Source organism: Psychrobacter sp. Ps3, assembly GCF_022129275.1.
Taxonomy (GTDB): Bacteria; Pseudomonadota; Gammaproteobacteria; order Pseudomonadales; family Moraxellaceae; genus Psychrobacter; species Psychrobacter submarinus.
Window position 1 is genome coordinate 1 of the sequence record NZ_JADQAL010000050.1, and the last position, 14116, is coordinate 14116.

The 14116-nt window shown below is 47.9% G+C and carries 12 protein-coding genes; all 12 read right to left on the minus strand.

Annotated features, from left to right (window positions below):
• Positions 1–396: 396 nt before the first annotated feature.
• Positions 397–1095 carry a HupE/UreJ family protein gene (locus I3248_RS11320; RefSeq protein ID WP_238063843.1) on the minus strand — a complete coding sequence of 233 codons (699 nt, stop codon included), beginning with the start codon at positions 1093–1095 and terminating at the stop codon, positions 397–399.
• A gap of 176 nt (positions 1096–1271) precedes the next feature.
• Entirely contained in the window at positions 1272–1925 is a 654-nt protein-coding gene (gene ureG / locus I3248_RS11325) for an urease accessory protein UreG (RefSeq protein WP_199508217.1), read from the minus strand.
• Between the two features lie 119 nt (positions 1926–2044).
• Positions 2045–2881, minus strand: a complete 837-nt coding sequence (locus I3248_RS11330) for an urease accessory UreF family protein (protein ID WP_238063844.1) — start codon at positions 2879–2881, stop codon at positions 2045–2047.
• Entirely contained in the window at positions 2874–3506 is a 633-nt protein-coding gene (ureE, locus tag I3248_RS11335) for an urease accessory protein UreE (RefSeq protein WP_238063846.1), read from the minus strand. The genes I3248_RS11330 and ureE overlap by 8 nt, the downstream gene beginning before the upstream one ends.
• An 81-nt stretch (positions 3507–3587) precedes the next feature.
• Positions 3588–5732 (minus strand): urease subunit alpha, encoded by a 2145-nt coding sequence (gene ureC, locus I3248_RS11340; RefSeq protein WP_238063847.1) that lies wholly within the window; start codon positions 5730–5732, stop codon positions 3588–3590.
• 32 nt (positions 5733–5764) lie between these two features.
• Positions 5765–6067 carry an urease subunit gamma gene (ureA, locus tag I3248_RS11345; RefSeq protein ID WP_025643648.1) on the minus strand — a complete coding sequence of 101 codons (303 nt, stop codon included), beginning with the start codon at positions 6065–6067 and terminating at the stop codon, positions 5765–5767.
• Between the two features lie 307 nt (positions 6068–6374).
• Positions 6375–7364 carry an urease accessory protein UreD gene (locus I3248_RS11350; RefSeq protein WP_238063848.1) on the minus strand — a complete coding sequence of 330 codons (990 nt, stop codon included), beginning with the start codon at positions 7362–7364 and terminating at the stop codon, positions 6375–6377.
• A 72-nt stretch (positions 7365–7436) separates the two neighbouring features.
• The gene (gene urtE, locus I3248_RS11355) at positions 7437–8135 is read right to left on the minus strand and encodes an urea ABC transporter ATP-binding subunit UrtE (RefSeq protein ID WP_238063849.1); all 699 of its coding nucleotides are present in this window, start codon (positions 8133–8135) and stop codon (positions 7437–7439) included.
• A gap of 46 nt (positions 8136–8181) precedes the next feature.
• Positions 8182–9009, minus strand: a complete 828-nt coding sequence (gene urtD, locus I3248_RS11360) for an urea ABC transporter ATP-binding protein UrtD (protein ID WP_192994172.1) — start codon at positions 9007–9009, stop codon at positions 8182–8184.
• A gap of 73 nt (positions 9010–9082) precedes the next feature.
• Complete coding sequence (urtC, locus tag I3248_RS11365) at positions 9083–10162, minus strand: urea ABC transporter permease subunit UrtC (RefSeq protein ID WP_025643641.1); 1080 nt, start codon at positions 10160–10162, stop codon at positions 9083–9085.
• Between the two features lie 10 nt (positions 10163–10172).
• Entirely contained in the window at positions 10173–11984 is a 1812-nt protein-coding gene (gene urtB / locus I3248_RS11370; RefSeq protein ID WP_238063850.1) for an urea ABC transporter permease subunit UrtB, read from the minus strand.
• A gap of 121 nt (positions 11985–12105) precedes the next feature.
• Entirely contained in the window at positions 12106–13389 is a 1284-nt protein-coding gene (urtA, locus tag I3248_RS11375) for an urea ABC transporter substrate-binding protein (RefSeq protein ID WP_238063852.1), read from the minus strand.
• Positions 13390–14116: the final 727 nt, after the last annotated feature.

Below are 14116 nucleotides of genomic sequence, written 5' to 3' on the forward strand. Positions count from 1 at the left end.
GAAAAAATGTGTGATCGTTATGGATAATGCGACCTTTCATAAGCGCGTTCAAAAGCTGCTTAACAGGCATGGTCACAGGCTTCTATAGTCAATTTGAAATAAAATCAACACGCCCTAATATTACCAGTGCTACTGGTATAAATTTTACTTGCGTGCTGTGTCGTCGCAGCCAGAGGCTGCGCAACCCATATTTTAAAAGCAAGTATCCCAGCAGCATTGTATCGGTTTTATAGTGAGTCAACTATACTGGAAACCTAAAAAGTTTTTAGCTAGCATTACCTGCGTGTATTCCGAGAAGTATAGAGTTAAACGCTTTTCTATTTTGATTGATAGTTGGCAAAGACAATCGTCTATACTTAGCAAAGTGTTTAATAAAACTGCTAATGTCTTATAAAACTAAATAAACAACACGCCGCATAGACCAACCACCGCCAGTACACGCTGGATCATCAGGCTGTCTTGCAAGTGAGTATTTAGGTAAGTGGCAACGCCTCTACCCACAGTATACAGACCAAGCATGGCAATAATCATACCGATGAAAAAGCCAGTTGTACTACTGTTAGCGGGCACTTCGATAGCGTGCGCTGCCCCATGGAGCATAGCGAGTGCACCAAAGCCTGCGATGGCTAAGTTATGCCACGTTTTTACCGACGCTTCATTGCTTTGATTGAATCCACGGTTAAAGTAGCGGCTCATCAGTGCCATGGTGAGTAAGACGATAGACAGTACAATGCCGGACTCAATAAACGTACTGTTCAAGCTCATATTTAAGCTTAGGGCAAAACCTGCCACTAAACCTAAGCTTAACGAGACAAAGCCTTTTTTAAAGCTGTGCATTTGCGTCAAGAGCATGCCCATACCGAGCGCTAGTACAAGATGATCCAGCCCCGTCAAAGGGTGCATGATACCTGACAGTACTGAGTTGCCAAAGGCGCCATCAGCTGTCATCACCCCATGCCCAGGGTGAGCAAATACTAGTGTTGGCAGTCCCGTTAACAAAGATGACAGTGCTAGAGTGCGAGTCATTGCCGCCTTATCGATTAGATTTTTAGCTGTCTTATTTTTAGTCATGGTTTTTGAAGCTTGTGTGCTCATGATGTGTCCTTAATGGTTTAATAAGTCGATATATAGTCGAACCACTATTAAAGTGTTACAGCGTTAGACTCGTTTTGCCTACTACTATAGTACTTGCACTCGTCTGCCTTGTACCACTTTTAATATTGATTGACTATAGTCAGGGGGTTGTAGAACATCTATTTATACGCAGCACCTTATGCCGCGCTAATCATGCCTTTATCTAGGATAAAGGTAACGATATCATCGAGACCTTCGCCGGTTTTCATGTTACTAAAGACCACGGGCTTATCGCCGCGCATCTTTTTGGCATCGCGCGCCATCACCTCAAGTGAGGCGCCTACTAAGGGGGCAAGGTCGGTTTTATTGATAATAAGTAAGTCAGATTTCATAATGCCAGGTCCGCCTTTACGAGGGATTTTATCGCCTGCTGAGACGTCGATGACATATAGGGTTAAATCAGATAATTCAGGGCTAAAGGTCGCCGCCAAATTATCGCCGCCAGATTCGATAATAATAAGCTCAAGCCCTGCAAATTGGTGTTGTAGTTCAGCGATGGCAGATAAATTGATGGAGGCATCCTCACGGATAGCAGTATGCGGACAGCCGCCCGTTTCGACACCGCGAATACGCTCGGCTGGCATGGCCTCGTGACGCGTTAAGAATTCAGAGTCTTCTTTGGTATAAATGTCGTTGGTCACCACTGCCATATTGACGTCATCACGCAAGCGTTGACACAATCTTAGCGTGAGTGCGGTTTTTCCTGAGCCAACGGGACCGCCAATACCTAAACGTAGAGGAGATAGGCCAGTCTCTGAATGGGTATGGTCGGCTTTGGGTGTAAGTGCCATAAATAAATATCCTCAATAAAGTCGTGAGTAATTAAAAGTTTGGTATAAATAAATAGTGACTAAGTGAAAATAGCGGTTGAGCAAAAACAGCGGTTAAGTGAAATAGTGTGGGTTAGCACTCAAGAGCGAAACAAGCGGCTATATTGTCTTTCATGCTGACACGATAGTATCGCTAAATTCGGCAAGTTAGCTGACATATGCAGCTCTTGATAAAGCAGGTTTAGCTTTAAGATGCTAGTCTCCTCTAGGCTGTTAGCCGCTAACGATAGTTTTTGCACCTGCAAAAAGCTTTGCTGAACGCTAGCCGCTAAGGGCGGTATGCGCTCACTTAATAACTGCTGCAACTGCCAGATGATACGCTGGCCTGCCATTTGTCCAAGTGGTACAGTCTTGACCGCCGCCAGCACCATGTTCTCAATTTGCCCAAAAGCATAGGTAGTCATAGCTTGCGCAGGCTCAAGTTGCCAATACGAGCTGATATGCGCAAATAAGGGTAAAAACCCATGAGCAAGCAGACGATCAGGCACGTCAAGCTCAAGCACATCACCAAGCCAAGCCGATAAAGACAGTGCCAGTTGGCTCGACTCATAGACAAATTCTTTGCTTTCGCGGCTGGCGTGGTAATCGGCACCTAAAGCATCAGCAAGGGCGTTATCATCACTCATAAGCGCTGCCATCATAAGCGCCAATAGCGGTAGCTCGTAACGACATAATGCCAGTGCTAGATAGTCGCTCATAAACTCCAAGCTACTGGCCTCGTCACAAATAAGCCCGGACTCAATAGCTGGTTCTATACCTTGTGAATAGGTGTAACTACCGATCGGCAGGTTACTTGACGCCAGCATAAGCAAACGTCCGGTGACGTCTATATCTATAGAGTTTACCGCAGTTATCGCGTCTATTGCGTCTACCGCGTTTGCGCTCGATTGCGCTAAGGGCGTATCATGATTAGTCATAAGCGTTGCCATCGCTATGCGAATGTCCGTTACCGCTTTGAGCGCTGTGAGCGCTGTGAGCGCTGTGAGTATGAGCATATGCATAAGCATGGCTGTGATGAGCGTGACTGTGTCCATGGCTATAAGTATGGCTATGCGCATGACCGTGAGCGTGTCCCCCGTGCTCACCTTTATAGGCTCCCGTTTCTGGTTCAAACGCTGCTTGTACCGCTTGAGTATGTAGGCCAAGCTGACCCAGCATCGCCTCTAACACGTGGTCAGGCTCAAAGTACAGGGCGTCAGGGGTAATCATTAAAGGCACGTGACGGTTACCTAGATGATAAGCGCCCCTCATAAGATCGAAGCTATTATCAGCGGTGACTTTGATTAACGCTTGCTTAGCGGCCATCACCTGTATCAATTCGCCTTGATTATTAGCCAGCACACTGCCATTTTTGATGGTTTCTGTGCGCGGTAGGTCAATACCGACGGCTTGTTGCTGCTGCGTTTGCGCTTTAAAGCGGCTACGCTGACGGGTATCGAAATCGAGATATAAAAAGTGCTGTGCCTGTTTTTGATCATCAATAACGGCTTGCTGCTTGGCGCTAAGCGCTGCTGGGTCGAGACGCTGTGTATATATTTTCATAAATTGCTTTATCGTCCGTTCAAATAGGGGAATAGGGGGTTGATGTCTAGTGAGCTGAGTTAGCATTACTATAAAAGCCCTTTAGAATAAAAAGTAACGCTGAGCCATTGGTAAATAGTCAGCAGGCTCACAGGTCAACAGCTCCCCATCAGCATGCACCTCATAAGTCTCTGGATTGACTTCCATAATCGGGCAGTAGCTGTTAAATTTCATATCTTGTTTTCGCATTTGACGAATGTTGTGTACTGCTTTAATGACTTTATTTAGTCCCAACTGCTTATCAACACCTTTCTCTAAGGCAGTACGCGACATAAAGGTGATACAAGTTTGCGCTACCGTTTTAGGGAAGCTGCCAAACATAGGGCGATAGTGGACAGGCTGCGGGGTAGCAATGGAGGCGTTAGGGTCGCCCATAGGCGCGGCAGCTATCAACCCGCCTTTGATAATGTTGTCCGGTTTTACCCCAAAAAACGCGGGTGACCATAAAATCAGATCCGCCCATTTGCCAACTTCAATAGAGCCGACCTCATCGCTGATACCGTGGGTAATAGCGGGATTGATGGTGTATTTAGAGAGGTAGCGTTTGATACGAAAGTTATCATTACCGCTATCAAAGTCGGTATGACTTAAGGTGATATGTTCTGAGGACTGCTCCGTTTTGGCCGTTTGGTCAGGTGCTAAGTGACCACGCTGCGTTTTCATTTTATCAGCGGTCTGCCACGTGCGAATAATGACCTCTCCTACGCGCCCCATCGCTTGCGAGTCGCTGCTCATCATGGAGATGGCGCCCATATCTTGCAAAATGTCCTCAGCAGCAATAGTCTCGCGGCGGATACGACTCTCAGCAAAAGCCACATCCTCGGCGATGGCTGGGCTTAAGTGGTGACAGACCATAAGCATGTCGAGGTGTTCATCGATGGTATTGACCGTAAAAGGACGCGTTGGATTGGTTGACGACGGCAAGACATTAGGCTCACCAATGGCCTTTAGGATATCTGGCGCATGACCACCGCCTGCGCCTTCGGTATGAAAGGTATGGATGCAGCGCTCTTTAAAAGCAGCTAACGTGCTATGCAAATAGCCACTTTCATTTAACGTATCGGTATGGATAGCGACTTGCACATCGTACTCATCAGCCACACTCAAGCAGTTATCAATAGCCTGCGGTGTTGAGCCCCAGTCTTCATGCAGTTTTAGACCGATAGCCCCCGCTGCAACTTGTTCGATAATAGGCTCTGGTAAGCTAACGTTACCTTTACCAAGCAGCCCAATGTTCATAGGAATAGCATCGCTGGCTTTTAGCATACTTTGAATATGATAAGCGCCTGGCGTACAAGTGGTGGCTAGAGTGCCCTCGGCAGGCCCAGTACCGCCGCCAAGCATGGTGGTGACTCCAGACATCAAGGCCGTTTCGCATTGCTGGGGAGCAATAAAGTGAATGTGGCTGTCAATACCACCAGCAGTTAGGATTTTGCCTTCTCCAGCGATAATCTCAGTCGCTGCGCCAATCGGCAGAGTCACATTGGGCTGAATATCAGGGTTGCCGGCTTTGCCAATACCGCTAATGCGACCCTCTTTGATAGCCACGTCGGCCTTATAAATACCGGTATAGTCAACAATCAAAGCATTGCTGATAATGGTGTCGGCTACTTGACTACCAAGCAGCTGTGATTGGCCCATGCCATCACGGATGACCTTGCCGCCGCCAAACTTCACCTCCTCACCGATACTGACGCTACACGTATTAGGACGCTGGTCGATGTGGCTGGTCAAATCATACTCCACTTCAAGCCATAAGTCGGTATCGGCCAAGCGCACTTTGTCGCCTGTGGTCGGGCCAAAGTGCTCGGCATGGATGCGTCTATCCACTCGTTTTTGCGAGGTGTGTGGCGTGCTCTTGATATCGGCCGCTCCCATCACTTTACCTGTAAAACCATAGATGTGCTGACGACCTGCGATGGCAACCAGCTCTACTTCACGCGCTTGCCCCGGCTCAAAGCGTACCGCAGTTCCGGGTACGATGTTGAGACGGTAGCCAAGCGTGGGTTCTCGATCAAAGCTTAATGCCTCGTTGACCTCAAAGAAATGATAATGCGAGCCGATCTGAATGGGACGGTCACCTGTATTGACGACCTCTACGCTTTGCACGCAGCGACCCGCATTTAGGGCCATATCTCCTGCTTTGATTCTATATTCGCCTGCTTTTATCTTTTTATTTTTGCTCATTTTTGTCATCCTTCATTGTTCTATAGGTCTTACTAGACAATAGGGTTGTGTACGGTCACAAGTTTGGTGCCATCAGGGAAGGTGGCTTCGACTTGTACATCGTGAATCATCTCAGCAATACCGTCCATGACATCATCAGTTGAGAGATAAGTCGCGCCTTCACTCATTAGCTGCGCTACGGTCTTGCCATCACGGGCGCCTTCCATAAGCAGCATACTGATATAGGCGATGGCTTCTGGATAGTTGAGCTTGACGCCGCGCTCTTTACGACGTTCAGCGACCATACCGGCGGTAAATAGCATGAGTTTGTCTTTTTCGGTAGGGGTTAGTTGCATCGGATTATCCTTAATAGCCTCAATAATGAGTGGTCATGTTATTTGTTTATTTACTTATCACATTAGGGCGTGTCCCTAATTCAAGCGTTTAGGACTAAACGGGCTAAAAATGGCTAAATCTTTGGCAAACGGTGTCAAATAGCTGGTCAATATCTTGATATTACCTGCGCTATTTTCCTTGTTTGCCTTTAATTTATCTCATTTTTATCACCATTTTTAAAATAGGGACACGCCCTAGTCACATCGCTGTTGATCAATAGAGTCTATTGTCAAAAGCTATCGCTTTAGAATAGGCCAGAGTTAAAAACTAAGTGTCCCAAATTCTTGGTCGATGCGGCTCAAGCGCATACCATTTGCGCCTGATAAGCTCGCGGGCTTGGTAAAAGGCTTCAAAACAAGCTCGTACATCAGACCCTAGGTAGCGACAATTGATCCCTTGATAGTTGTGCGTACAATAAATGGGTAGGGACTGTTTATCGATAAGACTGCGTATCTCGTTGATCGTCTCATCTAAATACTGTCCCAGCTTTAATGGGTTGTTTTGTAGCTCTGCTTCAATGGTATCAATGCTGGGTATGGCCCAAAACGAGCCATGCACATGCTGATTATTTAGCCCGAGTGCTGAGGTAAACCAGCGGGTATCGGCCTGCTGCGCGGTATGCTCTTTGACCAATAACACGTTATCTCGCCATATCTCTAAACGATTGGCATAGTGACCATGAGCAAAAGTCTCTCGGTACGCTTGACGACCAAACACGGCGATATCCCAAATGAGCAAACTGGCGGTTTGGGTTAAATAAAAGCGGTTAGTAGCGTTAGAGACAGAGTGATCGTAATAAATGCTCTCTTGGGGCAGCCACTCAAGGATAGCGTGGTCATCGAGGTAGGCGCTGATATGTTGTACGGCCTCAACCGTAGCGCTTAATAAGCGCTTATCAAGCAAAGTGCTGCTACTGCTGTCTATAGGCTGACTTGGTTTGCTACATTTTTGTGCTTCGCCATAATGCGCTTGGCGCTGCGCCTGTCGTTGCCCGTACCATTTGCCCGCGCCTGGGGTAGTAATCACCGCGTGACTATTGGCCTCTAGCTTGTACTCCAGTGTTAAGCGGTCATCATCCGCGATACCAGCGGGAGGATATAACACATAGATATGACAAATCCCTGCTTGGTGATCAGGCTCAGGATACAGTGCGCGTTGTACCACCAGTGCCCCAGTATGGGCACGGTGATACAGCCGAGTTTTTGCCGCGTCAGCTGTATGGTCAAAATAAAGATGTAGCGTAGATTGCCAAGTCAAAATAAAATGTTCCTTTTGAGACGTATGCTATTAAAAAAGCTCTTTTAAAAGCATTCTTGAAAAAGTATGCTTTTAGATGGCTACCAATTCTTGAATGCGGTTGTTTGCCATATCCTCTCCTGCGCCCTGAGCGACCACTTGTCCGCGTGAGAGCACGGTGTAGTTATCCGCCAGCTCCTCTGCAAATTCATAGAACTGCTCAACCAGTACAATCGCCATATCCCCTTGATGGCCTAAATCCTTAATGACCCGTCCGATATCCTTGATAATTGAGGGCTGGATGCCTTCGGTAGGCTCATCGAGTACCAGCACGCGCGGCTCTGAGGCCAGTGCGCGTGCGATTGCCAACTGCTGCTGCTGACCTCCTGACAGATCGCCGCCGCGCCGGTGCTTCATCTCATCGAGTACCGGAAAGATGTCGTATAAGTGTTTGGGAACGCGCCCCGCTTTGCTGCGGGAGAACTTGGCCATACCGATCAAAATATTTTCCTCTACCGTCAGTGTTGAGAATATATCGCGCCCTTGGGGCACGTAAGCGAGTCCGGCGCGCACGCGCTGCTCAGGAGTGAGCTTACTGATGTCTGTACCATCGAGGACAACCTGTCCTGACTTGATTGGGAGTATGCCCATCAGACATTTAAGCAAAGTGGTTTTGCCAACGCCGTTACGCCCGAGTATTACACTGCACTCGCCAACCGGCGCAGTAAATGACACGTCACGCAAAATATGACTGCCGCCGTAGTACTGATTGATTGCCTTAACGTCTAGCATAGAGGCTCCTATGTTTAAATGGTTTTAAGCAGTAAAAGTCAAGCCGTTAGCGTCCAAGATAGGACTCAATGACCGCCTCATTTTCTTGCACCTCAGCTAAAGTACCTTCGGCTAAAATAGCCCCTTGGGCAAGTACCGTGACCTTTTCACTAATGGCATCAATAAAGCTCATATCGTGCTCGACGACAATTAAGGTATGATTTTGTTTGAGGCGCAGACATAGCTCAGCGGTGTGCTCGGTTTCAGCGTCCGTCATACCAGCGACTGGCTCATCGAGCAAGATAAGCTTAGGACTTTGCATCAGCAGCATACCAATCTCCAACCACTGCTTTTGCCCATGCGAGAGGAGGCCTGCGGGCAGGCGGGTTTTGTCTGTCAAGCGAATCTGCTCAAGGGTCGCCTCAAGTGTGTTTCGAGTATCGGCATCAAGCCTACGGCGCAAACTGCCCATTACGCGTTTGTCCTTGGGCGCGGCAAGCAGTAAATTATCGAGCACGCTAAAGTTCTCAAACACCGTCGGTTTTTGAAACTTGCGCCCGATACCCGATTCTGCGATTTGTTCTGTTGACATAGTAGCCAGATTATAGGTTTGCCCAAAGAACACGCTACCTTCGGTAGGACGGGTTTTACCGGTTATCACATCCATCAAGGTTGTTTTGCCCGCGCCATTAGGACCGATAATACAGCGCAGCTCTCCTTCTTCGATGTACAAGGACAAGTTGTTCAGCGCCCGAAATGAGTCAAACCAGACGCTCACTTCCTCTAAATAGAGCGCAATACCGTGGCTAAAGTCTGCGCCGCGAGGCTTAGGGTGACTCAAACCGTCGTTGTGGTCGTCATCGTAGTCGTATTCATCAAGCGCCTTAGCTGTCATAGCTAGCGACCTCTTAGGCGCTTTATCAGGTAAATTGCTAGACAGCTTAGAGACAAGCGATGTTGATAAATGATTATTGAGCATCAGATTTTTCCTTTTTAAAGCGTCCAAGCAGACCAATAATGCCGTTTGGTAAAAATAGGGTGACAACGACGAACAGACTGCCAAGTATTAATAGCCAGACCTCAGGATAGGCGACGGTAAAGTAAGTCTTGAGCGCGTTGACTACGCCTGCGCCTAAGATAGCACCGATAAGATTACCGCGGCCACCAGCAGCGACCCACACGGCCATCTCAATGGAGTTAATCGGGTTCATCTCGCCAGGATTAATGATGCCCACTTGCGGGACGTACAGCGCCCCTGCGATACCAGCGATAACCGCTGATAGCACCCATGCCGATAGCTTGTACCAAAGCGTGCGATACCCTAAGTACTGCAAGCGGTTTTCACTATCGCGAATAGCGCCAAGCACGCGCCCGTAAGGCTGACCCATCAAATAACGCAGGCCAGCATAAGATAGCAGTAGTGCCAGTGCGGTCACAAAGCACAAGGTAGCACGCGTGGAGGCGGCAGTAATGTCGTAGCCCAAAAGAGTGGTAAAACCGGTAAAACCATTGTTGCCACCAAAGCCTGTCTCATTACGAAAGAACAGTAAGGCCGCCGCGTACGTCATAGCTTGGGTAATAATCGAGAAGTACACGCCTTTTATTTTTGAGCGAAAAGCAAAGAAGCCAAAGATAAAGGCAACGATACCTGGCACCAATAGCACCAAAGCGCTCGCCCACCAAAAGTGCTGCGTCCCTGCCCAATACCACGGCAGCTCAGTCCAGCTCAAAAAGCGCATAAAATCAGGGATACCGTCGCCTGCGGTCTCGCGCGTGAGGTACATACCAAAGGCATAACCGCCAAGCGCAAAGTACAGCCCATGCCCTAAGCTCAAAATACCCGCGTACCCCCAGACTAAATCTAGGGCCAGCGCCACCATCGCTAGCGCCATAATCTTACCAATAAGGGTAATCCAGTAAGCGGAGAGGTGAAAAGGAGAGGTGATAGGCAGCAGATGCAGCCACGGTACGATAAGTAATAGCAAAAAGCATAAGCCGATAAATACAGCGCTGCGCGGGGTATCAGATAATAATGTGATGATTCTCATAGCCTTCTCCTTAATCAACAAAACGGCCTTTTAGTGCAAATAAACCTTGTGGCCGCTTCTGAATAAACAGAATCACAAGAACCAGTAATACAATTTTGGCAAGCACCGCGCCAATACCAATCTCAAGCACCGTACCACTGACGCCTAAACCTAAAGAGGCGAGCACTGCGCCCCATACTTGACCGACACCGCCGACGACGACAACTAAGAACGCGTCGATGATATACGTCTGACCTAAGCTGGGTCCGACGTTGCCGACTTGCGCGAGTGCGCAGCCTGCCAATCCTGCCAGCCCCGAGCCAAGCCCAAAGGCCAGCATATCGATGCGCGCAGAGGAGATACCAACCGCGCGTGCCATCTGCCGATTTTGCGTTACCGCGCGTACAAATAGCCCAAAGCGCGTCTTGTTAAGTAAATATACCAGTAGCAGCAGAATAATGACCGTAAAGCCGATGATAGCAATGCGGTTATAGGGAAGGGCAAGGCTTGCGGACACTTGATACGCGCCGCTAAGCCATGAGACATTGCTGACCTCAACGTTTTGCGCGCCAAACACCATGCGTATCAGCTGCATCAAAATTAAACTGATACCAAACGTCGCCAGTAGGGTCTCAAGCTCACGCCCATAGAGCGGACGGATCACGATACGCTCGATGACCATACCGATCACAGCGCTAACCAAAAACGCACTGGGTATCGCGGCGAGTAAGTACCAGCTTGCCATCTCAGGCAGATAGGCTTGAAATAGGTTTTGCACCACATAAGTGGCGTACGCGCCAATCATAATCAGCTCGCCATGTGCCATATTGATGACGCCAAGCAGCCCAAAGGTAATTGCAAGCCCTAGCGCTGCTAGTAGTAAGATACTGGCGGTACTAAGACCGGTGAACAGATGCCCCGACCATGTGCTGATCGAGATGCGCTGCTCAATACTTGCTTCAGCCGCCAGCAACGCCGCCTTAAGATTAGGATCAAGATTGTCGTTTGCCAACGCCTGTTTGACATCGATTAACACCTGCGGGCTATCGCTGTCAGCGAGCACGTCAAGCGCGGCGATTTGGGTAGCCACGTCGCCATCGCGAAAATCTAGCCTCGCCTGCAAGGTACTAAGCGCGGCGCTCACCTCCGCGTCATCTTCGCGCACGGCTGCTGCGCTGACGATTGCAGGATCTATTTGTTCGATGTTATCAGCAAGGATACTCACCGCTTGCAAGCGCTGCGCCGGATCGTCTGAATCCAGCTTCACTTTTGCTTGCCCAAACACCAGTGCGGAGCGCAGGGCATTAGTCAATGTTACTTGCGCCAGATCGCTTGGCCATTCGTCCGTCAGATCTCTATCAGGATAGGTAAACAGCTCGTCATCAGCGTTTAGCAAATACGTTTGCCCACCGTTGCCTTGATACAGCTCATCATTATCAATCAGCTCAACTAACGTATCGAGACTCTCAGCGGAGCCTGGCCACTGACCCAGCATCGCTTGGCGCTGACTAAAGTCTGCAGCCACAAACTGCTCAATGGCATCGCCCTGACTGTTAATTGGACTGGTAACTGGACTGGTAAGCGTGGCAGGCGTAGTCAAAGACTGCGCATTTTGCGTAAGCAAACTCTTATCATCGCTGGCAAGATTAGAGGTGGTCGCTACTGTATTGGCAGGAGAATGACTATCTACTGCGGTGTCGTCAGCCGAAGCGGGAAGCGGGGTTAAAGCGAGCATAAATGCTAAGCAAAGAAGCACAAATGATAGACTAAGACTAACAGCACTAAAGGCCTTGTTAAAGCCGCTAGCCTGCGCGTCATATATAAAAGAGGGATAAGGCGACATAGTGGAATCCTTTTTTATAATCAACACTCCTCCAACCCTGCCAAGCTAGCCTATAGCTTGGCGGGACTATCAAGGTTTGCTGATATTGATACCAATAAGAAAGTAAAGCTTAGGATAATCCTTACTTAGGAATGTATTGGCTCCACGGTGAAGCTTGGATAACCTCGGGTGTCTTATAGACCACATCAAATTGACCATCGGGGCGAATCTGACCGATCATGACCGGTTTCCACAAGTGATGGTTCTCTGCATCCATCTTTAGCGTATAGCCTGAAGGGGCAGAAAAAGTCTGACCGCCCATACTGATACGGACTTTGTCCACATCTGTGCTACCCGCGTCCTCCACCGCCTGCTTCCACATATTGATACCGACGTAGGTGGCCTCCATAGGGTCGTTAGTGACGACATTCTCGGCATTGGGTAAGTTGTTATCGAGCGCATACTGCTTGTACTTTTTGGTAAAGTTGTTATTGGTTGGGTTTTTGACCGACATAAAGTAGTTCCATGCCGCTAAGTGCCCTTGCAGCGCACTAGTATCGATACCGCGTAGCTCCTCTTCACCAACTGAGAATGCCATGACTGGAATATCAGCGGCGTCAATACCTTGATTACCAAGCTCGCGATAAAAAGGCACGTTGGAGTCGCCGTTGATGGTTGATATCACTGCCGTCTTTTTGCCCGTAGCGAAGTTTTTGATATTAGAGACAATGGTTTGATAATTGCTAAAGCCAAATGGCGTGTACTCTTCCATAATGTCGCTATCGGCAACGCCTTTAGACTGTAAAAAAGCGCGTAGTATCTGGTTGGTGGTACGAGGATAGACATAATCTGTGCCTAATAATACAAAGCGCTCAGCGCTACCACCTTCAGGACTCATCAAGTATTCAACGGCAGGAATAGCTTGCTGATTGGGCGCAGCACCAGTATAAAAGATGTTTTCGGACTGCTCTTGACCTTCGTACTGCACCGGATAAAACATCAAGCCGTTGAGCTCTTCAACAACGGGCAATACCGACTTACGCGACACTGAGGTCCAACCCCCAAAGATGACATCTACTTCATCTTGCGTGAGGAGCTGGCGCGCTTTTTCAGCAAATAACGGCCAGTCAGAGGCAGGGTCAACGACGACAGGCTCTAACTGCTTGCCGAGTACCCCGCCGTTGGCATTAATCTCCTCAATCGTCATTAGCGCGGTGTCCTTTAGCGAAGTTTCAGAGATGGCCATCGTCCCTGATAAAGAGTGCAAAATACCGACTTTAATAGTATCACCATTAGCCGCCGCTGCGCTTTGAGTGGTGGTATCGCTAGCTGTCGTCTCCGAGCTCGTCTCGGCTGGCTTTTGACAGCCAGCAAGGCTCAAACTACCTACAACGGCAAGCGCCACTATAGATAAGCGTGAGGTCAATCGTAAGTCGGTACGAGGGGCGCTGTTCAGTGTGGTAGCGGTAGCAAGGGTCGGCAATAAAGACATAAACTTCTCCAACAATAATAAAATAGCAACAAGGTGAGTCAATCAATGGCTTTGACTGTTTTACTATTTTTATTACTTCAATATCTATGCCAGCCTTAAATATAGAAAAGTGCACCACTATAGTTCTTTATTGAGTAAAAAGCCTTCTTTTTTTTGCACCAAAATAGACCTATAGGCTGCTATGCACCACGATGGTTTATTAATACTTGTGAATAAAAGCCATTGTTTCCTTAAGGGGCTAAAACTGGGCAGAATAAATGTGTTGGAAGGGTAGAGGGTTCTACTGTCTTGATAAGTCTAAATATCAAAATAGAAGGTTTAAGTTAGTAAAGAAGGGCTGTTGACAGGTTCAGTTCATTGTAATTCGGTAATAAAAAACCCTTATAGCTCAAGGCGTATAAGGGGTAATCATTAAGAGCTTTTATTTTGAACAACAAATTTAACAACTTATATAGCGTTATAAACTCACCATCCTCTCAATATTAGTTGTTATATCACAAGCAACCTGCTTTAATAAATTTTTCTTCATGTCATAGTTGTAGATAATAGTTAAAGGGGCTGTAGTAGATAAGCACTATACTAGACTACTTTTATGAAGATAACCCATTGTAAACTCAGTAAAAAAGTACAGCGAAGGCTGTTAGAGTTTTTCACAGCTGAA